The following is a 23,895-nucleotide window of genomic DNA, read 5'->3' on the forward strand; positions in this document are numbered from 1 at the left end:
GCCGGTCAGCGTCCAGGCATATGTCAGCGTGTCGCCGTTGGCATCGGAACTGGCGCTGCCGTCCAGCGTCACAATTGTGCTGGTGACGGTGTTCTGAGCCGCTCCGGCGTTCGAAATCGGTGCTGCGTTTGTCTGTGCAGCACCTTGACCACTATTGTCTCCTCCCCCGCCACCTCCGCCACATGCGGTAATTCCGACAACTATAGATGTTATTACTGCCCAATCCCTTAAATTCATTTGTTACCCCTAGTTTTTTAATAATATTATCTTTATTGCACGTAATTCTACTGCGCAACAGTTTCATTTCCTATCTATTCTCGGCCATATCATTCGCGCTTATTTTGATGCACTGGTTTAACAATTCGACTGATCACTATCAGCGGGCTAAAGGCCCGCTTTTTCCGCCCCTGTAGTCCCTTGTCGGGTCGTTGGGACGTGCATTCTGAACTGCTGAGGTTATAGAGCCGGGAGCAATGTCCGCTTTTGGGCAGAAAGGAGACAAGTATCCATTGAAACTGCCAGTTTGATAAGATAGCATTTTTATATAGTTCACAGCAAGGTTTCCAATGCTCACTGCTTTCAACCACCTGACCCTCTCTGTCAGCAACCTGTCGCGCAGTTTCGATTTTTACTCGAATTTAGTTGGGTTGAAACCAGAGGCCATCTGGAATACTGGAGCTTACCTGTCTCTAGCCGAGCTTTGGGTATGCCTGTCACTGTCCGGGGGAGCGATCTCGGAGCGGACCACGACATATACCCACTATGCGTTTTCGATCCGCCCTGAAGACCTCGACCAATTCAAAAAAAGGCTTCTAGAGCACGGGGTGCATGCGTGGCAGCAAAATAGCAGCGAAGGAGATTCCTTCTATTTCCTCGACCCTGACGGCCACCAGTTGGAGGCACACGTCGGCACGCTCACGTCACGGCTGGTTGCATGTAAACGAAAACCCTACGACGGAATGAAATTTTTCAGCTGACCGCCTCTTGCGACAACATCCCCTCCGCACCCAATCCCGCCGCCCCCCTACGAAGCCTTGCGCGTCATCCGTTCAATCACCTTCACCATCCCCATAAATAACGCCGCATACACGGCCGCGCCGACGCCCCAGACCATCAGCGCCGTCAGGAAATCCCTGACCACCCAAGTAATAATGAACAGCACCGGGCTGCTGAAGACGGTCAGGTAGGCGCTGGTGAACAGGATAAAGCCGTTCGCGCCCAGGAAGCCGCTGCGCGCGCCGTTGATTTCGATCAGGCTTGCCAGCAACAGAAGGCCGACGACAACGCCAGCCCAGATGGTCCAGAACAGCTGCATGGTTGATTCCTTGTAGGGTAGACCGGGAACGCAGAGCGAGTGCCTTGTCATCCATGCATGATATTGCGTTATGGTAATGCAAACAAGCCCCTTCAGATTTGCCCGCTGCGCCAGGCTGCCCTCTTGTTACTCGACTATAATCATAGTCCAGCTCAACCGCTTCCACTCCTGCATCCACTCCATGCTTTTTCGCTTGCTGCGCCGCCTGCTCGCCGTATCCCTGGCGGCGCTCCATCTGTCCTGCGCGGCAGGCGCTCCCTCGCCCGCACCGGCGCCGGCGCCGCTATTGTCCGACTACAGCCATAGCGCCTGGGGCGCGGTGCAGGGGGCGCCGGTCGATGTGTTGAAGTTCGCGCAGGGCAACGATGGCTGGCTGTGGATTGCCACCGCCACCGGTTTGTACCGCTATGACGGCGTGCATTTCGAGCGTACCGACAGCGTGTATGGCCACCGCCTGCCCTCGTCGAATGTGCTGGGGCTGGCGATCGCACCGGACGGCGCCATCTGGATCGGCTACCGGCTGGGCGGGGTGACGGTGTTTCGCCCCGATGGCGCGCGCAACTATGGCGCGGCCGAAGGACTGCCAACGGGCGCCGTGCTGCATATCGAACGCGCGCCCGATGGCGCCATCTGGGTCGGCACGCGCGACGGCGCGGCGCGGCTGGCGCCGGGCGCGGAGCGCTTCGAGATGCAAGGCGACAACGTCGGGCTGCCGACGCGGCGCGTGTACCAGGTGCTGTTCGGCCGCGACGGCACGCAGTGGATGGGCACCATGTACGGCGTGTTCTTCCGGCGGCCCGGCCAGGCGCGTTTTTCACACGCCTGGCCGCGCACCATGCTCGTCAGCATGGCCGAAGCGCCCGACGGCGCCATCTGGGCGGTCGACAACGACAACCATTACTATCGCGTGCGCACCAGCGAGCCGCCGGGCAAGAGGCCGTTGCAGCCCGACGCCATCGGCAACGGCATGCGCTTTGACCGCGACGGCACCATGTGGCTGTTCAGCGCGGACGGCATCGAGCGCAAGTTCGTGCCCGGCGGGCCCAGCCTGCCGGCGCAGCGGCTGACGCGGCAGAACGGCATCAGCGGCCCGCTGCCGCAATCGAGCTTCCAGGACCGCGAAGGCAATCTGTGGTTCGGCACCTCTGCCGGGCTGGACCGCTTGCGCCCGAACCGCTTGAAGACCTTGCCGGTGGCCGAACCGTTCGACCATCCGGGCATGCTGCCGGGACCGGACGGCGACGTGTGGATCGGCGACTATGCGGGCGACGTCCGCAGCTTTACGGCCGACGGCGTGAAAAAGGTCGAATTGAAGGGGCATCTGGCGGCCAGCCACTGGGCGCCAGATGGCACTTTATGGCTAGGCAATGAACTGGGCCTGCATCAGCGCGCCGTCAATGGCGTGTTTACGCCGGTGGCGCTGCCCCCTGGCGTGGCCGGCCTCGATCCGCAGGCGCTGCAGCAGGACCGCGCGGGCAACTTGTGGGCCGCGTTTTCGGGCGGCGGGCTGTTCCGCCGCACCAGGGGGACCTGGGTCAGGGACGGCGGCTTGTCGGGCCTGCCCACGGTGCTGACCACGGCCATGGCGATCGATGGGCGAGGCACGGTCTGGCTGGGCCACGCCGACAACAGCATCAGCATGGTCGGCCAGGACCAGCACGACGGCGCCGTCAGGCGCCTGGGCGCGCGCGACGGCCTGCAGGTGGGCGCCGTGCTGCAGCTGTATCGCGATGGCGACACCATGTGGGCCGGCGGCGAGCGCGGTGTCGCGCTGTACCGCGCCGGCCGTTTTCATACGCTGCGCGGGAACCAGGATGAAACCTTTCGCGGCGTGTCGGGCATGCTGCGCCTGCCGGACGGCGAGCTGTGGCTGCATGGCGCCGACGCCATCTATCACATCACCGCCAGCAGCCTGGCAGCCTGGCTGGCCGACACCGCCAGGCCGGTGGAGTTCGAGCGTTTCGACGCACTCGACGGCCTGCAGGGCCATGCCACGCAACTGCGCCCGATCCCTTCGCTGATACGTGCGCCCGACGGCAAGCTGTGGTTTGCCACCGCCGCCACCATCGCCATGCTCGACCCGGCCCATATCGCCCGCAATACCATGCCGCCGCCCGTGCAGATCCACACCTTGCTGGCCGATGGCAAGCCCTGGCCGACGCGGCCCGGCCAGCCTTTGCGCCTGCCGCAGGGCAGCAAGAACCTGCAGATCGGTTTTACGGCGCTGAGCCTGTCCATGCCCGAGCGCGTGCGCTTGCGCTATCGGCTCGGCAGCGTGGACGCCGGCTGGCAGGAAGCGGTGGGGCGGCGCGAAGCGTACTACACCAATCTGGCGCCAGGCAGCTATCGCTTCGAGGTGCTGGCCGCCAATGAGGACGGCGTCTGGAACACGCAAGGCGCGCAGCTCGAGATCGTGATCGCGCCCACCTTCATGCAGACGCCGTGGTTCAAGCTGCTGCTGGCGCTGGGCGGCGCGCTGCTGCTGTATGGCGGCTACGTGCTGCGCATCGGCCACCTCAAGCGCAGCATGCACGCGCGGCTGCAGGAGCGCTTGCAGGAACGCCTGGCCGAGCGCTCGCGCATCGCCCGCTCGCTGCACGACACCCTGCTGCAAAGCGTGCAGGGGCTGATCCTGTCATTTCACGCGCACGCGCACATGCTGCCGCAGGGCACGCGTGAACGCGCGCGTCTCGATGGCACCCTGAACCTGGCCGACCAGTTGCTGATCGAAGGGCGCGACCAGATCATGGACTTGCGCGCCGTCGCCCCGCCCGACGAACTGCGCCTGGCGCTACAGCAATTCGGCAAGGGACTGGCCGAACACCGCGCCCACGCCTTTGAGGTGCGCGTGAGCGGCGTATGCCGCCGCCTGCAGCCGTGCGTGCACGACGAAGTCTATGCGATCGCGCGCGAAGCGCTGTTCAACGCCTCGCGCTATGCCGAAGCGGCGCATATCGTGCTCGAACTCGACTACGCCGAAAAAGCCTTTGTCCTGCGCGTGCGCGACGACGGCTGCGGCCTCGACGATGCGGTGGCGCAAACAGGACGGCCCGGCCACTGGGGCCTGGTCGGCATGCGCGAGCGCGCCGCCAGCATCGGGGCGACCTTGACCATCACCAGCCGCGCTGACGCGGGCACGCAGATCGAGGTGAGCGTGCCGGGCCATCTGGCATATTGAAAGGCCCCAGGCGTACACGGCAAGAACGGAGATTATTGTAGGATACGCAAGTGGCAGCTTCCCTCATCGCCATCGTCCCACTTTTTTGAAAGACCACCATGAAAAAATGCATGCTTGCCCTGCTGCTGTGCGCTTCCGGCTCCGCCTTCGCCAATTCCGCCTGCGATACGCCGCGCAACGATTTCGACGGCCTGTATTGCCTGAACAAGGTGTACCAGGAAGCGGACAAGGAACTGAACGACAACTACAAGAAACTGGCCGCCAAGCTCGACGCCAACGGCAAACAGAGCCTCAAATCCGGCCAGTTGTCGTGGATCAACGAGCGCAACCAGAGCTGCTCGAAAAAAGACAGCTCGGGCTTCTATGTGAACCTCGATTGCGCCACCAACACCACCATCAAGCGCGCGCAATTCCTGCAGGACCGCTACCGCGAGTGTTCCAGCTCGGGCTGCCAGAACAGCAAGCTGCAATAAGCTCGCCAACCACTCAGCCTGGCAGGCGCGCCGCCTTGAAGCGCCGCCAGGCACGCTGCATGCCGTGCGCGTCGCCCAGCCGCTCGTGCGCGCGCGCCGCCAGGTAGCCGCGCACAAACGACGATGGTTCCTGCAGCGCCGGCTGCCCGTGGGCCAGCTTGTGCAGCAAGCCGTCGGCCACCTGCAAGTCATTCAAACCGCCCAGCACGTCCTGCAAGCCCAACAGCGGTTTCACATACGCGCGCACCTTGCCGGCACTGAACAGCGAGGCAAAGAACTCGGCCGCATAGCGCGCTTTCTTGGCAGCGATGCGTATCGCATGGCGCTCGTCCGGCGTTCCCTTTGACAACAGCTTGCCGCGCTGGCGCAGGCGGCGCTGGCGCCGGCGCAACGCCTGTTTTGCAAAGCGCGGCAAGGGCTGCTCCAGTGCGCGGCGCTGGCGTGGCGTGATGCCCTCGCGCCAGCCACACGCGAGCAGCCAGCGCTGCAAGGTCAGCATCAGCTGCGTGTAGCGGGTGTCGGCCAGCGCTTCGGCCGCCTGCGCGTGCGCCGTGCGCGCTTCCTCTTGCGCCGCCTCGGCGAGTGGCGCCAGCAGGTCGGCAGCGACCTCGCCCTCGCATGGCGCCAGCGTGTCATGGCTCAGCACATCCCAGTCGCGCGCGGCGCCCAGCGTGCCCGCCAGCCAGTCGAGATCGGCCCGCAGCTCATCGGGCAAGGCCAGCAGCGGCTTGAACAGCGACAAGGCCGAGCGCAGCCGGCGCAAACCGACGCGCATCTGGTGCAGGCTTTCCATGTCCTCGCCGCCAGCCACGCCATCCTGGTTGGCGCTGATCTGCTCCAGGCAATTGGCGGCGATAGCCTGGAAGCCCTGCTGGACCGACAGCTTGCCGTTCAATGACAAAGGCCGCGCCTTGACGGCTTCGATGGCCAGGCCGGCGGCCAGGCGATAGCCGCGTTCGGCCTTGCTCGCCTGACCGATGTGCAGCGGCACGTCGCGCAGCAGCGCCAGCGCGATCTCGAACAAGGCGGCCGGCTGGCCGGCCTTGAGTTCGAGTTCGATCTCGCTGACAGGAACACTTTGTCCGCCGCTCTCGATCACGCCCTGGTCCAGCACGCATTCGACCAGGTCGCCCTGCGGCGTGGCCAGTTGCCAGGCCGTGCGTTCGATGCGCGTGCTGAACACCGTATGCAGCTGGTTGCGGATCGCCTTGCGGCGCAGCAGCGCGCGCACCGGCTGCCTGGCGCCGATCATGGCGTCGAGCCCATCGAGCTCGGGCTGCGGACCGGCCACCGCGCTTTCCCACTCATGGCGGCTGTGCAGGCCGCCGCGCACGCTGCCGCCCGCCTTCAGGGTCTGCACCCAGGCGCCGTCGACATGGCGCACGCGCAGGCCGGCCTGGTGGCGGCACAGCTGCAGGTCCACCGTATCGACATACAGGTCGTGCATGGTCAGTTGCAGCGGCGCTCCGCTCGCCTGCCGCGCCAGCAAGGGGTGCTCGCGCAAGCGCGCGGCGTGCCGCGCATCGAGCAGGAGTTTGAGTTCGACTTCCATGGCGTACTATATGGACGTCTCCCGTTTGCCAAGGTGTTTTTTGTGTGTTCCAGACAGGATAGGCTGCAGTTCTATATCCGGCCTTGCGGCAACGGTCTCTCCCCTGCCGGCCCCGATGAAATCCGCTGACCTACACCTCATTCTCCTGGCGGGCTTTGTGCCCGACTCGCCATTCAGGTTTAGTAAGTCCCGGTCTGACCTGTTTGTCATCACACGTTAATACCTTGCGCAACCTTTTGACATTCCATCCTTATGTTGATTGATATTTACGTTCGTTCCGGGCTGTTACGCTGGTCGGAGACTGACGTGTTCTTTGTCGTACTTCTGATCGTGCGCCAGCAGCGCCCAGATCGTCCTTGCTATTTTGTTCGCCAACGCCACCACGACCACGTTCGGCGGGCGGCGCTTGCCGATGTCCTGCAACCATTTGCCTGGCTCCTTGGTATGCATCAGCACTGACCTGGCACCATGAGTAAGCAGCGTGCGCAGGTAAGTGTCGCCGCGCTTGCTGATCCCGAGCAGCCGGACCTTGCCGCCTGTTCCGGTCTGCGCCGGCACCAGACCACGGAAGGTGTCAAACTATTTGAGACAGTTTTTGTAAATAGTTTAGAGGGCAATTTTAGCTGTGGTCTCGTCTCCTGACGTGTTCTTTGGCATATTGATTCCGGCCTCGGTGGGTAGCGCCGGCGGCTGCGGACGGCGCTGTTTGAAGCGGTTGGGATGACGCGCGAAGGCACCTTCTAAGACCATGTCGCGCTGTGCATGAATGGCCAAAGCTGTTCCTGTATGCATGGCCGCCGGTGTCATGTAGCCGATGCCGGAATGCCGATGTTCGTCGTTGTACCAAGCAAAGAACACCTGGCAGAAGGCGCGCGCATCGGCCAGCGAACCGAAGCGTTCGGGAAACTCGGGGCGGTATTTCATCGTCTTGAACTGCGCCTCCGAGAACGGGTTGTCGTCCGACGTGTAGGGACGGCTGTGGCTCTTGAGCACACCCATATCGACGAGCAGGTCGGCCACCAGTTTGGAACGCATCGCCGCACCGCGATCAGCGTGCAGGGTCAGCGTTCCCGGCACGATGCCTTCGCGGTCGCAGGTGGTGCCGATAAGGCTTTCGGCCAGCGCGTCCAACTCGCAGTCGGCGATCATCCAGCCGACCACGTAGCGACTGAAGATGTCGAGAATGACGTACAAATGGAAGTGCGCTGACTTGGCCGGGCCTTTCAGTTTGGTGATGTCCCACGACCACACCTGACGCGGTGCGGTGGCCAGCAATTCGGGCCGGGCATAGGCGGGATGGCGCAGCTCGTCGCGGCGTGCGCGCGTGCCACTGCTGGCGCGCAACAAGCGGTAAAAGGTCGACGGCGAGGCCAAGTAGAGACCGGCGTCGAGCAGCATGGCATAGGCCGTGCGCGGGGCGACGTCGACGTACTCAGGTGAATGCAACAATGCCAGGATGGCCGCGCGCTCAGCCTCGTCCAAGGCCAGCGGCGAGCGGCGCGGCCGTCGCACCGTGTGCTGCGGCACACGTGCCTGGCGGGCGCGGTAGAGGCTGGCGCGTGGCACACCCAAACCGGCGCAAGCGGCGCGCGCGCCCAGCGGCACCACGAGTGCGATGGCTGCCTGCATCACGGCACTTCCACTGCCGTGGGCAAGCCCAGCAAATCGCAAAGTTTTTTTTGGACATCGATGATTTGTTCGGCTCTGCCCAGTTGCTTGCGCAGCTTGTCATTCTCCTGCTGCAGGCGCGCCAGCTGGCGGTCGGCGGCCTTGGCGGGGTCAGGTTTCGGACCGCGCTTCGGGCTCTGCAACGCTGCGTCGCTGGCGGCCACGGCGGCGCGCCAAGTGCTCAAATGCGAGCTGTACAGGCCTTCGCGTCGTAAAAGCTCGCCGATGGCGCCAGGCACCGTGCAAGCGTCGGCTTCGCGCACGATACGCTGCATGTAGGCCTGGGTGAATTTGCGACGGCGCGCCACCGCGACGACCTCCGCGTCGGCTTTTTTGGAGGGCGCCTCTACGCTCGCCCTGCGGGCTCCCTGCGAGGCGCCCTCCAAAGATACGGCGTTATCGATATCCTGCTGCTGATGACTGATTTTCATTCTATGACCTGGGTGTGCAACTTCTTTAATTAGACTGCTGAAGTTGTCTCACGACAGTTTGACACAGGGGGCCAAGCCAAGCGGCGAACTCGCGCCCGGACTTGAACGCGTTCGCGTTGCCCATGGCTGCCACCGCCGCCGTCGCCGTCAGCAAGCCGACACCTGGAATCTCGGCGATCGCCTTACTGGCCCGGTCTTGCCGCATCCATGCCAGCAGCCGCTGCTCAATCTGCAGGATCTGTTGGTCCAGCCGGGCCAACATGTCCCACTGTTCGCGCAGGGTATCGATTAACAGGGCAGGCAAACGCTCAGCCAGTCGCGCCAGCGCGTCCTTCATGCCACGGTTCAGCGCGGTCCTGCCAATCGGCATCACTTCGCCGTACTCGCCAAGCAAACCGCGCAAGCCGTTGCTCTGCATCGTGCGAAACTTCACCAACTGCTGCCGCATCCGGTGCAGGGACAGCACCGCCTGCTGCATCTCGCTCTTCACCGCCACAGCCCGCACGCCCGGCTGTTGTAGCGCAAGCCAGATCGCGCGCGCATCGGCGGCATCGTTCTTGTTGCCATTGACAAAAGCCTTGACCGCCTTGCCCGCCATCATCCTCACTTCGTGTCCCAATGCCTGCAAGGCGCGCGCCCAGTGATGCGACCCTCCGCACGCTTCCATCCCGATCAGGCACGCAGGCTTGTTGACGAAATACTCCAGGAACTTAGCCCGTTTGATCTGCTTGTTCAGAACCTCTCCGGTTTCTCGGTTGACCGAATACACCTGGAACACGTTCTTGGCAGTGTCGACGCCATAAGCGGTAAAATTCATGGTGGGTTCTCCTTCCCTCAAGTGGTTTATTTGCACTTCCACTCTGGCACATTTGATGCCGTTGGCAAGCGAGAACCCACTCCTTGCCACGCGTCATCTGCCATCTATCTCGCCGCCAGTCACAGGCCGCCAATTCTCCCCACGTAAAACAAGCCAACCACCTCGTGATCCGTCGGCAGGGGCGATTTGAGCCGAGCGAAGGCGAGGTAGCCCGAAGGGCGTACCCCTGCGCATGCCCGGCGCTCCTCCAGAGCGTCCGGACGTTGCCCGCCGATTCGCGTAATTCGCTTTCAGTTCGATTCATCGCTGCGGCTCGTGTAGGAGGGAGACGTCCATTTCATTCTCCGTGATCAGGAAAAGAATCATTGTACGGCTGGGGAGCGGCTACGCACGCTTGCCGGATTTGCGCGAGAATAAGCGCTTCACCACCAGAGGAGACACCATGACCTATCACGCCGCCGAGAATCGTTATGAACAGATGCAATATCGCACTTGCGGGCGCAGCGGACTGAAACTGCCGCTGCTGTCGCTGGGCCTGTGGCACAACTTCGGCGACAGCACCAGCCTCGACGTCCAGCGCGACATGCTGCGCACCGCCTTCGACCTGGGCATTACCCATTTCGACCTGGCCAACAATTACGGGCCGCCGTATGGCAGCGCGGAAAGCAATTTCGGCAAACTGCTGCGCGACGACTTTTTACCGTACCGCGATGAACTGATCATTTCCACCAAGGCCGGCTGGGACATGTGGCCCGGCCCTTACGGCCAGGGCGGCGGTTCGCGCAAGTACGTGCTCGCCAGCCTCGACCAGAGCCTGCGCCGCATGGGCCTGGACTATGTCGACATCTTTTATTCGCACCGTTTCGACGCCGACACGCCTTTGGAAGAAACCATGGGCGCGCTGGCCACCGCCGTGCAGCAAGGCAAGGCGCTGTACGTGGGCCTGTCGTCGTATTCGCCGCAAAAGACGGCCGAAGCGGCGGCCTTGCTGCGCGGCTGGAAAGTGCCGTGTCTGATCCACCAGCCGTCGTACAACATGCTCAACCGCTGGATCGAGGACGACGGCCTGCTCGACACCCTGCACGACGAAGGCATGGGCTGCATCACCTTCACGGCGCTGGCGCAAGGCCTGCTGAGTGACAAATACCTGGACGGCGTGCCGCAGGATGCGCGCATCAACCGCCCCGGCGGCGGTTCGATGACCAGGGAGCACCTGAGCGAGGAGAACCTGGCCAGGGTGCGCGGCCTGAACCAGATCGCGGCAGTGCGCGGCCAGAGCCTGGCGCAGATGGCGCTGGCCTGGGTGCTGCGCGATGCGCGCGTCACCTCGACCCTGATCGGCGCGAGCAGCAGCGCGCAGATCCGCGAAAACGTGGCGGCGCTGGGGCAACTGGGCTTTACGCAAGCAGAGCTGGGCGCCATCGACCAGCTGGCGCGCGAAGGCCATATCAATCTGTGGGAAGGGCCATCGAAAGCCAAATAAGGCCAAACAAGCAAAACGGGCGTCTGATCGGCGCCCATTTTTTACGATCCCATATGCACCAGCGCATGCCCTACATGCTGCCACCAGTGCGCGCGCGACCTGACCTGTTGCAGGCAGGCGGTATCGAGCTCAGTGGGAAACACGCGGTCCTGGCATACCCGGGTCTGCAGGGCATGGCGCTGATTTTCCGCCGCCGCCAGCGCCAGCACCAGCCAGAAGGCCAGCGCCGCCAACACGATGAGCAGGCTCCAGGCCAGGTGGTTGGTGGTGCTTTTTTCGCCGACAAACTCGCGCGGCCGCGTCTCGCGGTACATCGACATCAAGGTTTTCTGTTTCTCTTGCCTGTCTGGTTTGTCTTGCGTCATCGCTGCTGCTTCCTGGTGAACTGGTGCCGGCTTGCCCCAGCCACCATTTTACGCTCAGTCAGGGCGATCGAGGTCTTCCTCTCCTTCGACATCGTCCACGGTGCGATCTGGCACCATGCGTTCGACATGATCGACATCGATATCGGCGCCATCAAGCTGCGCGTTTTGAGGTTCCACGCCGGCGCGCTCGCCCGTGCCGGCGGCATCGCTGTCGCTGTCCAGGCTTTCCTGGTCCTGGCCGGGGATGCCCTGCACATCGCTGCCGCTGTCGGAATTGTCGCTGGGGCCCAGGGCGCCCTTGCCATGGCCCGTGCCAAGCACGCGGTCCGGCAAGCCGGGCAGGTTGTCTGGATCGAGGCTGCTTGCGCTCATGCTGTTCTCCCGTTAACAAAATATTACTGTACTCCACCCTCGCCAGAAATGTCGCACGGCTGCGGCACCTGTTCTTTGAAAAAATTACTTCACAAATGTACTATTCATTGCTATAGTTCATTCAAGTAAGCACGCTTCTGATCCAGAAACATGTTTCATCGGCAGCAAGGCGCCACCCGCGCCCTGCTGCCGAGTCGACCGGTACGTGGCGATCCGGCCCATCCACCCAGCCATGCCCCAACAGGAGAGTTCATCATGCAAGTCAAATCCATCACAGCAGCCTTGCTCGTTGCCGCCGCCTCGTCGGCTTTTGCCCAGAGCACAGCGCCAGCGGCCAACACGGCGCAACTGACGCGCGCCGATGTCACGGCCGAATATATCCGTGCCCGCAACGCCGGCGAAATTGCCGCCAGCGCCGAAACCTATCCGACCACCCCTGCCACCAGCGCCAGCACCGTGACGCGCGAACAGGTCCTGAACGAGTTCTACGCCGCCCGCAAGGCTGGCCAGATCCCGCAGACGGAAGCCGACTTCGATTTCTCGCAAACGACCCACCATGTCGTCAAATAAAAACCCGTCAGCCGGTTTTTAGCACTACCGCGTTGCGGCGCAGCCTGCCCAGGCCACTCCTGGCGAGCTCACCGCAGCGAGCCTTGCCTCATTTACCGACTATTTTCCCTGGAGTGCCGCGCATGTCCCTGCCCCGCCGTCTGCTGGCCGCCTGCCTGGCCCTTGCCCTCGCCGCTTGCGCCGACATGGGCCATATCGCCCCGCAAGCCACATTGGCGGATGCGCACGCGCTCGACGGCGGCAACATCGATGACGCGGCCAGCGCCGCCATCGATTGGCCGCGCGCCCGCTGGTGGCAGGCGCTGCAGGACCCGCAGCTGAACCGCCTGATGGAGCAGGCGCTGGCCGACAGCTCCACCCTGCGCGGCGCCCAGGCGCGCGTGCGCCAGGCCGACGCACTGGCCGGCGCGGCCGAAGACAAGAGCCGCCCGCAGTTCGACGCCAGCGTGTCGGTCAACCGCGAACTGTATTCGCAGCATGGCGCTACGCCAGCGCCGCTGGCCGGCAACTATGCGTGGCGCAACCAGGCCACCGTCACCGCCTCGTATGACCTCGACCTGTGGGGCCGCAACCGCGCCGCGCTGGCCGCCGCCTTGGGTGATGTGCAGCTGGCCTCGGCCGAATCGCAGATGGCGCGCCTGGCTTTGGCAACGGCGCTGGTGCGCACCTACATCGCGCTGTCGTACCAATACACGGTGCAGGACGTGATCCGGAACAGCCTGGCGCAGCGCGCGCGCATCCTCGACATTACCCGGCGCCGCCGCCAGGCCGGCATCGGCACCGACATCGACGTGGCGCAGGTGGAAACCACCTTGCCCGCCGGCCGGCGCCAGCTGGAACAAACCAACGAAGCGCTGGCCCTGCTGCGCAACCAGCTGGCGGCCCTGTCGGGCAAGGGGCCGTCGGCAGGCGCCGCCATCAGCCGCCCGGTGCTGCGCCTGGACCGCCCGCTGGCCATGCCGCAAGCGCTGCCGGCCGACCTGATCGGCCGCCGCCCCGATATCGCCGCCCAGCGCTGGCGCGTGCAAGCGGCGGCCAGCCGCATCGACGCGGCCAGGGCCGAGTTTTATCCGAACGTCAACCTGGTGGCGTTTGCCGGTTTCCAGGCGTTCGGCTTCAGCCATTTTCTCGATGCCAATTCGCAAGTGCGCGGCGCCTCGCCGGCCTTGAGCCTGCCGATCTTTGCCGGCGCCCGCCTGCGCGCCCAGCTGGGCAGCCAGACGGCCGTGTACGACGGCGCCGTCGAGCAGTACAACGCCACCGTCATCAACGCCATGATGGATGTTGCCAATGCCGTGACAAAAGCGCAGTCGCTGCAGAAACAGCATGCGCTGACGCAGCAGGCGCTGGCCACGGCGCAGCGGGCGCGCGACCTGGCCGAGCAGGCCTACCAGGCCGGCATGAGCGACGCCATCAACATGCTCAACATGCAAGTGGCGCTGCTGGCGGAACAGCGGGAACAGGCACAGAATGGGGCCAGCGAACTCGATCTGTATGTCTCCCTGATGAACGCACTGGGAGGCGCAATCGAGGACTGACGGATGCAGGCCAAAATATTAGCGTTGGCACAACATGACAAGCTACAATCAGCGCTTTATTCATACGCAAAGGAACACGACATGACAGCATTTGACGCCACCTCGAAGCGGCTGCAGCATATCCGCACGCGCATGCCGGCGTTCCCGCTGGAACTGATGCGCTTGCTGCGCATGACGTACCACATCCAGAAAGGCATGAAAGACCTGACCAATGCGGCGTTGAAAAAATACGACCTGGTCGACGCCAGCTATATGGTGCTGGCCGTGCTGTATGGCACCGAAGACGAAACCTCGAGCGCTGCCGTGCTGGGCATGGCCTGCCATGAAAAGCCGGCCAACCTGACGCGCGTGTGCAACGACCTCGAAACGCGCGGCCTGATCCACCGCGGCACGCGCCCCGGCGACCGCCGCTCGGTGATGATTTCGCTGACCGACCAGGGCCGCGCCCTGATCGAAGCGGCGCTGCCCGACGTGTGCGCCGACACCTCGTCGCTGTATGAAGGCCTTACCGCCGAAGAGCTGCAGGTGCTCGACAAACTGTATGCACGCCAGTTGCGCAACCTGAATAACCTCAACCACCCGGACTGCTGATTTCCAGCCCCCCCTTTATCGATGACGCCAGCCACAGCAACCTCACACACAGGCCCCCTGCCACGGGCCGCACGCTGGCTGGCGCAAGCGCTGCGCGACTGGCGCGCGACCGAAGGCGAACGCTGGATCTACGTCGCCAAGACCCTCACGGCCGCCTTCTGCGCGCTGTGGCTGGCCTACCGCCTGGGCCTCGATTCGCCCAGCACGGCCATGACCACCACCATTATCCTGGCCTTGCCCAGCAGCGGCATGGTGCTGGAAAAAAGCTTTTACCGCCTGTGCGGCACCCTGCTCGGCTGCGCCGCCGCGCTGTGTCTGATCGGCTTTTTCCCGCAGCAGCCGGTGCTGCTGTTTGCCGGCCTGGCGCTGTGGGTGGGCCTGTGCACCAGCGGCGCCGCCCTGTACCGCAACGCCCAATCGTATGTGTATGTGCTGTCCGGCTATACGGCCTGCATGATCGTGCTGCCGGCCATCGAGCAGCCGACGCAGGTGTTCGCGCTGGCCGTCACCCGCGTGGCCGAAGTGAGCCTGGGCATTATCTGTTCGGCGGTGGTGTCAAGCGTGCTGCTGCCGCGCCACCAGGGCACGCAAGTGATGCGCGCGGTCGAAGCGCGCTACGCCAAATTGCTCGGCTTTTGCCAGGATGTGCTGCGGCAAAAGCTGTCCGCCGCCGAGGTGGAAGTGACGCACCTGCGCTTTGCCGCCGATGTCGCCGCGCTGGAGCTGGGCCGCTCGGCCGCGCTGTTCGAAGTGAGCGACGCGGTCAGCCATGTGCGCGCGCAAAACCGCAAGCTGCATGCCTTCAACACCACCTTCATGACGGCGCTGACCACCTTCTATACCTTTCACCGCCTGTTCGAACGCCTGCAGCGCGAGGGCCACACGCAGGTGGTCGAGGCCTGCGCACCGCTGTTCGACATCATCGCCGAGGCGCTGCGCTCGCGCCCGTCGCAAGACTCGCTCGATACCATGCAGCTGCACCTGCAGGCGGCGCTGGCGCAGGCGCGCGCGCGGATCGACGCGACCGACGTCCAACATGCGCAGCGCATCGATTTCGATACCGTCTGCGAACTGCTGGAACGCTTCGCGCGCGACATCAGCCGCTTTCACGAGGTCTATTTCAGCCTGGCGCACGACACGCCTTTGGTGGTGAGCACGCCGCAAGCGTATGCGCCGAAAACCCCGCCGGCGCTGGTGCTGGCCAGCGGCGCGCGCGCCGCCATCAGCCTGGCCCTGCTGGCGCTGGGCGCCTGGTTTCTGGCCTGGCCGTATGCCGGCACCGCCATGCTGATGGCCGGTATATTCTGCGCGCTGGCCTCGTCGGTGCCGCGGCCGATCGCGATGATACGCCAGGTGCTGACGGGCTCCCTGATGGCCATGCCGCTGGCCCTGGTGTGCGTGTATGGCGTGCTGGTGCACGGCGACGGCTTCCCCATGCTGGTGCTGAGCTTTGCGCCCTTCCTGGCCGTGGGCCTGTACCTGATGAGCAATCCGGCCAGGATGGGCATCGGCCTGGGCGTGGCGACCTTCATGACGCAGATGGCGCCGGCCAATCTGATGCACGTCGACGGCGCCGCCTTTCTCAATACGGGCCTGGCGCTGATCGTCGGCCTGGCGCTGGCCGGCGTGGTGTTTGCCGTGATCCTGCCCGAGCACACCATGGGCCACCGCGACCACGTGGGCCCGGCCCTGTGGCGCGAAGCGCTGCGCGCCTGCACGTCGCGGTTGTCAACAGGCAGCCATAACAAGCACCGCTTCGACAACCGCATGCGCGACCTGCTCAGCCAACTCAATGCGGCGGCCGGCCCGGCGCCGGGGGAGCAAGCGCGCGCCGTCGTGCGCCAGGCCTTGACCTTGCTCGAAATCGGCCACTCGGTGATCGAAGTGCGCGAACTGGTCGCCACCTCGACCGCGCCGGGCGCCGCCACCTGCGCGCTGGCCAACTGTGTCGACAGCATCGCCGCCTGGCTGCGCACCCGTGGCCCAGCCGAGCTGCAGGCGGCCATCGATGCGGCCCTGCAGGCCGGCGCCTGCGTGCGTGCGGCGCAGATCGATGCCGGTGCGGAGCGCTACGTGCGCTTGCAAACGGCGCTGGCCGATCTGCACTCCCTGTACACCTCCTTGCTGGACCATATGGCGCCTGCCGCCGGAGACCATCATGCCGCGTGAATTCGCCCTGTTCGGGGTATTGCTGCCCACCCTGCTGCCCCTGTTCATCCTCAGCATCGCGCTGCAAACCGTGTTTGACCGCGTGTTCGGCTGGCTCGGCGTATACCGGCTGGTATGGCATCCGTCGCTGGCGCGGCTGTGCATCTTCATCGCCATCTTCGGCGCGCTGTCATTGAGTCTCTACAAATAAAAAAACCGTTCAACCTGACCAAGGAAGGGCTACCGCGATGGTAACCAGACTGACCCGCTACGCAATCACCTTGCTGCTGCTCGCCGCCGCGCTCTGGATCGGCAAGACCGTCTGGGACCGCTACATGACATCGCCCTGGACGCGCGACGGGCGCATCAAGGCCGACGTGATCAATATCAGCGCCGACGTGGCCGGCACCGTCACCGAGGTGCTGGTGCGCGACAACCAATTGGTGCACAAGGGCGACGTGCTGTTCCTCGTCGACAAGGAGCGCTACGCCAGCGCGCTGGCCCAGGCCGACGCGGTGCTGGCCGCGCAAAGGACGGAGCAGGGCCGCCGCGGCAAGGAAGCGCAACGCCGCGCCAGCCTGGACGCGAGCATCATCTCGACCGAGAGCCGCGAGAGCGCCGCCTACGCCGCCAGTGCCGCCAACTCGCAGGTGCAGGGCGCGCTGGCCGCGCGCACGCTGGCGCAGCTCAATGTGCAGCGCACCACCGTGCGCGCACCCGTCGACGGCTACGTCACCAACCTGAACGTGCACGCCGGCGACTTTGCCGCCGTCGGCGCCGCCAAGCTGGCCGTGATCGACAGCGCTTCATATTACGTGGTGGGGTATTTTGAAGAGACCAAGCTGGCCATGCTGGCGCAGGACGACCAGGCGGAAATGACTCTGATGAGCGGCGGCACCCTGCACGGCCATATCGAAAGCATCGCGCGCGGCATCACCGACCGCGACGCCGCCACCGGCCGCGAACTGCTGGCCGACGTGAACCCGACCTTCAACTGGGTGCGCCTGGCCCAGCGCGTGCCGGTGCGCATCCATATCGACCAGCAGCCCAAGGGCCTGGTGCTGGTGGCCGGCACCACCTGCACCGTGGTGATCACGCCGCACCCAAAGGCGAGCAAGGTTTAACGCCCGCCCGACACGTCCAGCAGCACCCCGGTCACATAGCTGGCGGCAGGGCTGAGCAGGTAAAGAATGGCGTCGGCCACTTCATCGGGCTGGCCGCCGCGCTGCATCGGCACGCCGCTTGCCAGTCGGTCGACCCGGCCCGCTTCGCCGCCCGAGGCGTGGATCTCGGTGTAGATCAGGCCGGGCCGCACGCCGTTGACGCGGATGCCCTCCTGCGCCACCTCTTTGGCCAGGCCGATGGTCAACGTGTCGATCGCGCCTTTCGAGGCCGCATAGTCGATATATTCGGCGCTGCCGCCCAGGCGCGCGGCCGCCGACGATACATTGACGATGCGCCCGCCCTGCCCGCCGGTAGCGGTCGACATGCGCCGCACGGCCTGCTGGCTGCACAGGAAATAACTGATCACATTGGTGCGCATCACGCGCTCCATGCGCTGCACCGACATGTCGACCAGCCGGCATTTCTGCTCGAGCACGCCGACGTTGTTGACCAGCGCCGTGATGGCGCCCAGGCGCGCATCGACTTCAAGAAACAGTTTTTCCACCTCGGCTTGCTCGCCGACATCGGCCTGCACGGCGATCGCTTCAAAGCCTTCGTCCTGGATGCGCGCGCACAGCAGTTCGGCCGCTTCCTTGTCGCGCACGTAATTGATGCAGACGGCGTAACCCTGGCGCGCCGCCAACAAGGCGGTTGCCGCACCGATGCCGCGGCTGCTGCCGGTAATCAGGATGACTTCTTTCATTATTACTCCCATGCATTAAAAAGCCCGCTCGAAGCGGGCTGTTGAGTGATTATGAACGCACATGCGTCATCGCATGCGCCAGATGCTGCCACCAGTGCGCGCGCGTGCTGGCCGCCGCCAGGCACTGCGTGTCGGTTTCGGCGCAGGCCTTGCTGGCCAGCGCGTTGCGCTGGTTTTCCACGTTGACGACGGCCAGCGCCAGCCAGGCGACGAGCGCCAGGGCGGCTGCGCACAAGATCCAGGGCAGCTGTTTCATGGCGATTACTTCTTCGCCGGCGCAGGCACGGCAGCGCGCTCTTTCAGCACACGTGCTACCAGCTCATCCATCACGCGCAGCGTCGCTTGCTGGGTCTGCGGCTCGGACTGGCCCGGGCGCGACAACTGCGCCGGCGAGGTGACGAAACGGCCGTCGATGACGATGGTCGGCGCGCTGTCGATCTTGCTGGCGCTGATCACCTGCTCATTGCGTTTGAGCTTGGTCTGGACGCCGAAGGAGTTGAACATTTCCAGGTATTTCGCCTTGTCGATGCCGTTCTTGACCAGCAGGTCGAGGATGGCGCCATCGGTCATCAGGCGGTTGCGCTCGACGTGGATGGCGCGGAAAATCTTGTCATGGTATTGCTCCAGCACACCCATGGTTTCCAGCGTGACGTAGGCGTGCGCCTGCGGATCTTTCGGGCCGGAGAAGGCCAGGTGAACGCGGCGGAAGGCGATCTTGTCGCCCTGTTTCCGGACCCAGTCGTGCATCAGCGGATCGAGCGCGTAGCAATGCGGGCACGAGTACATGAAGTATTCGACCACTTCCACTTTCTTGCCGGTATCGGCGCGCTGCGGCGTGGCCAACGTGGTAAAGCCCGTATCGGCGGCCATCGCGCCGCCGGTTGCGGCAAGCAGGAAGGTGGCGGCAAGCACCGGGCGCAGCAGGGAACGCAGGAAGCGCGGGAAACGCATAATCATATCCTTCATCATAATGGTCGAAAACAGTGGCAGGTTACCATTTTTTGCGCGCCTGCACGGGGCATCGGCTTCAAAAAGGCCGCCATGGTCAAACCAGCGATGCCGCTTAAGTCCCGATTAAGTCACGATTCAGTTCCGCTTGAGCACTGGCGCGTGCCAGCCTCAGAACTGGTAACGGGCCGACAGGCGCAGCTGGCGCGTATCGTTCTGGTAAATGCCCGAACGGCAGGCGCGCGCAGCGCCGTAATGGCGGCGGTTGGTCAGGTTGCCCGCCGCCAGTTCCAGCTGCCAGGCGCCCGCCTTGTAGCCATAATGGCCATCAACGGTAGCAAAGGCCGGCACTTGCGCCAGGCAGCTATTGTCGAAGTCATTGCCATAGCGCAGGGCGCGCAGCCACCGCACGCCCAGGTCGGCCGAGATGCGGCCCGGCGGCGTCCAGTACAGGCGCGCCGACGCCAGCGTCCTGGGCACCAGCGCGATATCGGCGCCGTCATACGGATAGTCATCATAGCGGGCATGCACCTGCTGCAGCTGGCCCTCAAGCCGCCAGGCCGGCGAGAAGGTCATGCTGGCGTCGATGGCCACGCCGTCGCGCCGGGCCGGCTCGAAATTGCCGGCGTAGCCTTGCTGGTTCAGTTCCACCAGGCTCTGGTCGAACACGATCCTGGTGACCAGGCGTTCGCTGAACAGGCGCAGCGACACGCTGCGCTGCTTGCTGCTCCAGTTCAGCGCCACTTCGCGCTGGTAGCGCAACTGGCCCGCCAGCGGCCGGTAGCCGGCGCTGGTATAGCCATCGTCATCGATGCGGTAATGGCGCGCGGTCTTGGCGTACACGCTGATATCGGGACGCAGCAAAAAGCTGCCCTGCAGGTCCCAGGCGCGCTGCTGCTCCCAGTCGCCGCCGCCGGCGGGCAGGTCAGACGGATCGAGATGAAACTGTTCCTGGCGCAGGCTCACCAGCAGGCGCGGTGCATGCACGCCGCCAAAATCGAGTTCTTCGCGCAGCAGCAGCGCGCGCGCATGCTGGCGCCGCGTCAGGTCGCTGGTGCCAACTTCGGTCGAGCGCGATACATGGCGCTGCCATTGCATCAGGTCGACACCGATTTCGGTATCGGTGCCCACCGTGCCCAGCTTGCCCTGGTGACGCAGGCGCGGCGCCAGTTGCAACTGTCGGCTGCGGTACGACGACACATCGCTGCCGAGGTCGCCGGCATACGTGGCGGCAGCCCGCTTTTCGCGCAAGGTCGCCTCCACGCCCACCTCGACGTTGCCGAGCTGGCGCTGCACGAAGGCGCTGGCGCGGTCCACATCGTAGCGATAGCGGTCGTCGGGCCAGGTTGCCAGCACCAGGGCAAACGTGTTGAACGGCGCGCGGTAGCGGGTTTGCTGCTGGAGCGTGTCCAAGGTCCAGCCGTAGCGGCCCTGGCGCGAAGTCCATTCGGCGCCAAGGCTGGCGGCGCGCTCGACAAACACACTGCCGTCGCGGTAATTGCCGCTGCGCACAATATCGAGCGCGGCGTCGAGCGCCAGGCCGTCCTGCTTGCGCGCCACGCTGGCATGCGCGTTGCGCTGGCCAGACTGGCCCACCTCGGCGGACCATACGCCCGAGGTAGCGGCGGCGTGCGGCACTTCCGACTCGAGCTGCTGCGCCAGCGCCGGCATGGCCAGCGCCCACAGCAATGAAGACAGCCCCATCAGGCGCGGTGCGGACACGGTGGCGCTAATCACCGAGCCCGCCTTCTTCGGCCAGGAAATCGATAAAGGTGCGCACTTTCGACGACAGGTAGCGGCGGCTGGTGTAGACGGCATGGACCTGGCCGCCGATCAGGGTGGTGTCGCCGAACAGGCGCACCAGGCGGCCGCAAGCCAGGTCGGCGTCGGCCTGCCACGACGGCAACAACGCAATGCCCATGGCGTCGAGCGCGGCCGCATGCAGCAGGCTTTCATTATTCGATTGCAGCACCGGCTGGAATTTGACAGTGATGCCGCCCTGCAGCCCGTCGAAGGACAGTTCATTGCCTGAGGTCATCAGCGAATAGCTGATCATGGCGTGCGCGGCCAGTTCCTGCGGCAGGCGCGGCGTGCCAAAGCGGGCCAGGTAGGCCGGCGCGGCCACCAGGTAAAACCGCACCTTGCCGACCGGGCGCGCGATCAGCGTCGGCGAAGGCGCCTGGCTCACGCGCAGGGCCAGGTCGAAACCCTCTTCCACCAGATTGACCACCCGGCCACTCAGGTCGATATCGAAAGTGACTTCCGGAAAGCGCTCGCGGTAGGCGGCCAGGGTGCGCGTAAAAATCGGGTTGGCGAACCAGACCGGCGCGCTCAGGCGCAACATGCCGCGCGGCACCACCGTGGTGCGGCCGACGGTCGCCTCGACTTCATCGAGATTGTCGAGCATGTCGCGGCATTGCTCGAAATACACCTTGCCGATTTCCGTCAGGCTCAGGTGGCGGCTGCTGCGGTTGAGCAAGCGCGCGTCGAGGTGGCGCTCGAGGTGCATCACATGCTTGCTGACCATGGCCGGCGACAGGCCCAGGCGCTCGCTGGCGCGCACGAAGCTGTCCAGTTCCACCACGGCGCGAAACACGCGCATGCTGCGCAAGGTATCCATGCCGCCCCATCATCAACAAAACGGCAATGATATATCAATATTTGCCGTCTTGATCAACTTCGGGCGCATGACTATAGTAGGTGCATTCTCAGCCATCCATCAACGGAGCCGCCATGTCCAGCCACACTTTCCCCACCTATTTCCTGTCGCACGGCGGCGGCCCGTGGCCGTTCATGAAAGACCAGTTCGGCGGGCGCTACGACGTGCTCGAAGCGTCGTTGCAGGATATTCCGCGCCAGATCGGCGCGCGTCCGAACGCCGTGCTGGTGGTCACGGCGCACTGGGAAGGGCCGCAATTTCTCGTCTCGGCCAGCCCCAGGCCCGGCATGATCTACGATTATTCGGGCTTTCCGGCGCATACCTATCAGATCAAGTATCCGGCGCCAGGCGCGCCCGAGCTGGCCGCGCAGGTCAAAACCCTGCTCGACGCGGCCGGCCACCCTGCGCGCCTCGACCATGAGCGCGGCTTTGACCACGGCACCTTCAGCGCCCTGTTCCCGATCTACCCGCAGGCCGACATGCCATTGGTGCAGCTGTCGCTGAAACACGGCTACGATGCGCTCACGCATGTCGAGGTGGGCCGCGCACTGGCCAGCCTGCGCCAGCAGGGCGTGCTGATACTGGGCAGTGGCTTGTCTTACCATAACCTGCGCCAGTTCGGCCAGCCGGGCGCTGTTGCCTCACACCAGTTCGACGCCTGGCTGCGACAGGCCATGGCCTTGCCGCCGGCCGATCGCCTGGCGCAGCTGCTGGCCTGGGAGCGCGCTCCCGCCGCGCGCCAGGCCCATCCGCGCGAAGACCATCTGCTGCCCTTGATGGTAGCGCTGGGCGCGGCCGAGCACGAGGCGGCGCAGGTGGTGTATCACGAGGAGGATTTTTTCGGCGCGCTGGCGGTGAGCAGTTTCAGGTTTGGCACCGTCGCCGAAAAAAACTGAAATCAGGTCCCGCGCTTGCCCCGCGACGCGTTCTTCGCCTTCTCGGCCGCAATCTCGGCGGCCCTGGCGGCTTTTTCCGCCATCTCGGCCGCATGCTGGGCCAGCAGCGCCGCGCGCGTGTCAGGCGTTTCCAGCGAGATACGGCCCAGGATGCCGCTGCGGTAGTCGAGCAGCAGGGTGTGCGAGGCTTTTTCGAAATCGTAGTCGCCGCCCTTGATGCGGAAACCGCGCCTGGCGGCGATGCCTTCGACCACGCCGATGGCGTCAACTTCATCGACCTTGGTGCCGTAGCGGGCGGCCAACAGGCCAGGATAGCGCTTCAGCAGTTCCTCGGCCAGGAACACCGCCACTTCTTCCTCGATCAGCGCGTTCGAGCCGATCGCGTGGCTGGCGGCCAGCATCAGGCCGTCGCTGGGGATGGCGATTTTCGGCCACAGCATGCCGGGCGTGTCGACCAGGATGGTGTTCTTGTCGAGGTACAGCTTTTGCTGCATTTTCGTCACGGCCGGTTCGTCGCCCACCTTGGCCACGCGCTTTTTCAGCAGCGCATTCATCAAGGTCGACTTGCCCACGTTGGGGATGCCCATGATCATGATGCGCAGCGGTTTGGTCGGCACGCCACGGTGCGGCGCCAGCGATTTGGCCAGATCAGGAATGCGCGCCACGTCGCCCGGTTTCTTGGTCGTCATCGCATACGCGGTCACGCCTTCCTGGGCATTGAAGTACGCCACCCAGGCGCTGGTGGCGTCCGGGTCGGCCAGGTCGGTCTTGTTGAGGATCTTCAGGCAGGGGCGCTGGCGAAACAGGCGCAGCTCGTCCACCATGGGATTGCAGCTCGCTGCCGGCAGGCGCGCGTCGACCACTTCAATCACCAGATCGGTGTTTTCCATGGTCTCGGCCGCTTTCTTGCGGGCCGCGTTCATGTGTCCTGGGTACCATTGTATCGCCATGCTCTTGCCTTCAAAATCGTTCAGTCAATCCGCTATTTTACGTGGTTGGCGGCAACACGTCCCGCTTTCCGGCG

At 64.5% G+C, this 23,895-nt stretch carries 23 protein-coding genes and 2 pseudogenes; 11 read left to right on the forward strand and 14 right to left on the reverse strand.

Going from position 1 to position 23,895, the window contains the following annotated elements; all coding sequences use genetic code 11:
• Window positions 1-566: 566 nt before the first annotated feature.
• A complete protein-coding gene (locus tag CD932_RS24355; RefSeq protein ID WP_094445485.1) occupies window positions 567-977 on the forward strand; it encodes a VOC family protein in 411 nt (136 codons plus the stop codon).
• Between the two features lie 47 nt (window positions 978-1,024).
• Here CD932_RS24355 and CD932_RS24360 read toward each other — a convergent pair whose 3' ends face one another.
• Window positions 1,025-1,315: a hypothetical protein gene (locus CD932_RS24360; RefSeq protein ID WP_094445486.1), complete on the reverse strand. Its 291-nt coding sequence runs from the start codon at window positions 1,313-1,315 to the stop codon at window positions 1,025-1,027.
• A gap of 181 nt (window positions 1,316-1,496) precedes the next feature.
• Here CD932_RS24360 and CD932_RS24365 point away from each other — a divergent pair, with 181 nt between their 5' ends.
• Complete coding sequence (locus CD932_RS24365; protein WP_094445487.1) at window positions 1,497-4,493, forward strand: sensor histidine kinase; 2,997 nt, start codon at window positions 1,497-1,499, stop codon at window positions 4,491-4,493.
• A 110-nt stretch (window positions 4,494-4,603) separates the two neighbouring features.
• Window positions 4,604-4,966 carry a lysozyme inhibitor LprI family protein gene (locus tag CD932_RS24370; RefSeq protein WP_254926753.1) on the forward strand — a complete coding sequence of 121 codons (363 nt, stop codon included), beginning with the start codon at window positions 4,604-4,606 and terminating at the stop codon, window positions 4,964-4,966.
• Window positions 4,967-4,979: 13 nt separating this feature from the next.
• Here CD932_RS24370 and CD932_RS24375 read toward each other — a convergent pair whose 3' ends face one another.
• The 5 genes and pseudogenes from CD932_RS24375 to CD932_RS24395 form a co-directional block, all read right to left on the reverse strand.
• Complete coding sequence (locus CD932_RS24375; protein ID WP_094445489.1) at window positions 4,980-6,518, reverse strand: CYTH and CHAD domain-containing protein; 1,539 nt, start codon at window positions 6,516-6,518, stop codon at window positions 4,980-4,982.
• Between the two features lie 285 nt (window positions 6,519-6,803).
• Window positions 6,804-7,088, reverse strand: a pseudogene (locus tag CD932_RS24380) (transposase); the annotation flags it as partial.
• A gap of 36 nt (window positions 7,089-7,124) precedes the next feature.
• A complete protein-coding gene (locus tag CD932_RS24385) occupies window positions 7,125-8,150 on the reverse strand; it encodes an integrase core domain-containing protein (protein WP_094442113.1) in 1,026 nt (341 codons plus the stop codon).
• The gene (locus tag CD932_RS24390; RefSeq protein WP_254926503.1) at window positions 8,147-8,617 is read right to left on the reverse strand and encodes a transposase; all 471 of its coding nucleotides are present in this window, start codon (window positions 8,615-8,617) and stop codon (window positions 8,147-8,149) included. Before CD932_RS24390 ends, CD932_RS24385 begins: the two co-directional genes overlap by 4 nt.
• Before the next feature lie 70 nt (window positions 8,618-8,687).
• Window positions 8,688-9,434: pseudogene (locus CD932_RS24395) on the reverse strand (IS110 family transposase); the annotation flags it as partial.
• Window positions 9,435-9,876: 442 nt separating this feature from the next.
• Here CD932_RS24395 and mgrA point away from each other — a divergent pair.
• Complete coding sequence (gene mgrA, locus CD932_RS24400; RefSeq protein WP_094445491.1) at window positions 9,877-10,917, forward strand: L-glyceraldehyde 3-phosphate reductase; 1,041 nt, start codon at window positions 9,877-9,879, stop codon at window positions 10,915-10,917.
• A gap of 41 nt (window positions 10,918-10,958) precedes the next feature.
• Here mgrA and CD932_RS24405 read toward each other — a convergent pair whose 3' ends face one another.
• A complete protein-coding gene (locus tag CD932_RS24405; RefSeq protein WP_094445492.1) occupies window positions 10,959-11,282 on the reverse strand; it encodes a hypothetical protein in 324 nt (107 codons plus the stop codon).
• Window positions 11,283-11,336: 54 nt separating this feature from the next.
• Entirely contained in the window at window positions 11,337-11,654 is a 318-nt protein-coding gene (locus tag CD932_RS24410) for a hypothetical protein (protein ID WP_094445493.1), read from the reverse strand.
• A gap of 255 nt (window positions 11,655-11,909) precedes the next feature.
• Between CD932_RS24410 and CD932_RS24415 the strand changes: the two genes are divergently transcribed.
• The 6 genes from CD932_RS24415 to CD932_RS24440 all read left to right on the forward strand — a co-directional run bounded on the left by CD932_RS24415 (window position 11,910) and on the right by CD932_RS24440 (window position 17,625).
• On the forward strand, window positions 11,910-12,224 hold the full coding sequence (locus CD932_RS24415; RefSeq protein WP_176461128.1) for a DUF4148 domain-containing protein: 315 nt from the start codon (window positions 11,910-11,912) through the stop codon (window positions 12,222-12,224).
• A gap of 122 nt (window positions 12,225-12,346) precedes the next feature.
• Window positions 12,347-13,762, forward strand: coding sequence for an efflux transporter outer membrane subunit (locus tag CD932_RS24420; protein WP_094445495.1), 1,416 nt, complete (start codon window positions 12,347-12,349; stop codon window positions 13,760-13,762).
• Window positions 13,763-13,843: 81 nt separating this feature from the next.
• Window positions 13,844-14,353: a MarR family transcriptional regulator gene (locus tag CD932_RS24425; protein WP_094445496.1), complete on the forward strand. Its 510-nt coding sequence runs from the start codon at window positions 13,844-13,846 to the stop codon at window positions 14,351-14,353.
• A 21-nt stretch (window positions 14,354-14,374) separates the two neighbouring features.
• Window positions 14,375-16,522: an FUSC family protein gene (locus tag CD932_RS24430; RefSeq protein ID WP_254926754.1), complete on the forward strand. Its 2,148-nt coding sequence runs from the start codon at window positions 14,375-14,377 to the stop codon at window positions 16,520-16,522.
• The gene (locus tag CD932_RS24435) at window positions 16,512-16,712 is read left to right on the forward strand and encodes a DUF1656 domain-containing protein (protein ID WP_094445497.1); all 201 of its coding nucleotides are present in this window, start codon (window positions 16,512-16,514) and stop codon (window positions 16,710-16,712) included. The genes CD932_RS24430 and CD932_RS24435 overlap by 11 nt, the downstream gene beginning before the upstream one ends.
• A 37-nt stretch (window positions 16,713-16,749) precedes the next feature.
• Complete coding sequence (locus CD932_RS24440; protein WP_094445498.1) at window positions 16,750-17,625, forward strand: efflux RND transporter periplasmic adaptor subunit; 876 nt, start codon at window positions 16,750-16,752, stop codon at window positions 17,623-17,625.
• Here the strand turns inward: CD932_RS24440 and CD932_RS24445 are convergent.
• From CD932_RS24445 to CD932_RS24465, 5 genes are all read right to left on the reverse strand, one after another.
• Window positions 17,622-18,368: an SDR family oxidoreductase gene (locus tag CD932_RS24445; RefSeq protein ID WP_094445499.1), complete on the reverse strand. Its 747-nt coding sequence runs from the start codon at window positions 18,366-18,368 to the stop codon at window positions 17,622-17,624. The two genes, CD932_RS24440 and CD932_RS24445, sit on opposite strands and share 4 nt — an antisense overlap.
• A 49-nt stretch (window positions 18,369-18,417) precedes the next feature.
• A complete protein-coding gene (locus CD932_RS24450; protein WP_094445500.1) occupies window positions 18,418-18,624 on the reverse strand; it encodes a hypothetical protein in 207 nt (68 codons plus the stop codon).
• 5 nt (window positions 18,625-18,629) lie between these two features.
• Entirely contained in the window at window positions 18,630-19,319 is a 690-nt protein-coding gene (locus CD932_RS24455) for a thiol:disulfide interchange protein DsbA/DsbL (protein WP_094445849.1), read from the reverse strand.
• A 168-nt stretch (window positions 19,320-19,487) separates the two neighbouring features.
• Entirely contained in the window at window positions 19,488-21,053 is a 1,566-nt protein-coding gene (locus tag CD932_RS24460; protein WP_094445501.1) for a TonB-dependent receptor, read from the reverse strand.
• Window positions 21,046-21,936 (reverse strand): LysR family transcriptional regulator, encoded by an 891-nt coding sequence (locus tag CD932_RS24465; protein ID WP_094445502.1) that lies wholly within the window; start codon window positions 21,934-21,936, stop codon window positions 21,046-21,048. The genes CD932_RS24460 and CD932_RS24465 overlap by 8 nt, the downstream gene beginning before the upstream one ends.
• A 113-nt stretch (window positions 21,937-22,049) precedes the next feature.
• Between CD932_RS24465 and CD932_RS24470 the strand changes: the two genes are divergently transcribed.
• Window positions 22,050-22,871: a class III extradiol ring-cleavage dioxygenase gene (locus CD932_RS24470; RefSeq protein WP_094445503.1), complete on the forward strand. Its 822-nt coding sequence runs from the start codon at window positions 22,050-22,052 to the stop codon at window positions 22,869-22,871.
• Window positions 22,872-22,873: 2 nt separating this feature from the next.
• Here CD932_RS24470 and ylqF read toward each other — a convergent pair whose 3' ends face one another.
• Complete coding sequence (ylqF, locus tag CD932_RS24475) at window positions 22,874-23,821, reverse strand: ribosome biogenesis GTPase YlqF (RefSeq protein WP_094445504.1); 948 nt, start codon at window positions 23,819-23,821, stop codon at window positions 22,874-22,876.
• Window positions 23,822-23,895: the final 74 nt, after the last annotated feature.

This window comes from Janthinobacterium sp. PC23-8, from assembly GCF_002250505.1.
In the GTDB taxonomy this organism is placed as follows: Bacteria; Pseudomonadota; Gammaproteobacteria; order Burkholderiales; family Burkholderiaceae_D; genus Janthinobacterium.

Coding starts and splice junctions, on each gene's coding strand:
- CD932_RS24355 (WP_094445485.1), top strand. CDS start 567: ATGCTCACTGCTTTCAACCACCTGACCCTCTCTGTCAGCAACCTGTCG.
- CD932_RS24360 (WP_094445486.1), bottom strand. CDS start 1,315: ATGCAGCTGTTCTGGACCATCTGGGCTGGCGTTGTCGTCGGCCTTCTG.
- CD932_RS24365 (WP_094445487.1), top strand. CDS start 1,497: ATGCTTTTTCGCTTGCTGCGCCGCCTGCTCGCCGTATCCCTGGCGGCG.
- CD932_RS24370 (WP_254926753.1), top strand. CDS start 4,604: ATGCTTGCCCTGCTGCTGTGCGCTTCCGGCTCCGCCTTCGCCAATTCC.
- CD932_RS24375 (WP_094445489.1), bottom strand. CDS start 6,518: ATGGAAGTCGAACTCAAACTCCTGCTCGATGCGCGGCACGCCGCGCGC.
- CD932_RS24390 (WP_254926503.1), bottom strand. CDS start 8,617: ATGAAAATCAGTCATCAGCAGCAGGATATCGATAACGCCGTATCTTTG.
- mgrA (WP_094445491.1), top strand. CDS start 9,877: ATGACCTATCACGCCGCCGAGAATCGTTATGAACAGATGCAATATCGC.
- CD932_RS24405 (WP_094445492.1), bottom strand. CDS start 11,282: ATGACGCAAGACAAACCAGACAGGCAAGAGAAACAGAAAACCTTGATG.
- CD932_RS24410 (WP_094445493.1), bottom strand. CDS start 11,654: ATGAGCGCAAGCAGCCTCGATCCAGACAACCTGCCCGGCTTGCCGGAC.
- CD932_RS24415 (WP_176461128.1), top strand. CDS start 11,910: ATGCAAGTCAAATCCATCACAGCAGCCTTGCTCGTTGCCGCCGCCTCG.
- CD932_RS24420 (WP_094445495.1), top strand. CDS start 12,347: ATGTCCCTGCCCCGCCGTCTGCTGGCCGCCTGCCTGGCCCTTGCCCTC.
- CD932_RS24425 (WP_094445496.1), top strand. CDS start 13,844: ATGACAGCATTTGACGCCACCTCGAAGCGGCTGCAGCATATCCGCACG.
- CD932_RS24430 (WP_254926754.1), top strand. CDS start 14,375: ATGACGCCAGCCACAGCAACCTCACACACAGGCCCCCTGCCACGGGCC.
- CD932_RS24435 (WP_094445497.1), top strand. CDS start 16,512: ATGCCGCGTGAATTCGCCCTGTTCGGGGTATTGCTGCCCACCCTGCTG.
- CD932_RS24440 (WP_094445498.1), top strand. CDS start 16,750: ATGGTAACCAGACTGACCCGCTACGCAATCACCTTGCTGCTGCTCGCC.
- CD932_RS24445 (WP_094445499.1), bottom strand. CDS start 18,368: ATGAAAGAAGTCATCCTGATTACCGGCAGCAGCCGCGGCATCGGTGCG.
- CD932_RS24450 (WP_094445500.1), bottom strand. CDS start 18,624: ATGAAACAGCTGCCCTGGATCTTGTGCGCAGCCGCCCTGGCGCTCGTC.
- CD932_RS24455 (WP_094445849.1), bottom strand. CDS start 19,319: ATGCGTTTCCCGCGCTTCCTGCGTTCCCTGCTGCGCCCGGTGCTTGCC.
- CD932_RS24465 (WP_094445502.1), bottom strand. CDS start 21,936: ATGGATACCTTGCGCAGCATGCGCGTGTTTCGCGCCGTGGTGGAACTG.
- CD932_RS24470 (WP_094445503.1), top strand. CDS start 22,050: ATGTCCAGCCACACTTTCCCCACCTATTTCCTGTCGCACGGCGGCGGC.
- ylqF (WP_094445504.1), bottom strand. CDS start 23,821: ATGGCGATACAATGGTACCCAGGACACATGAACGCGGCCCGCAAGAAA.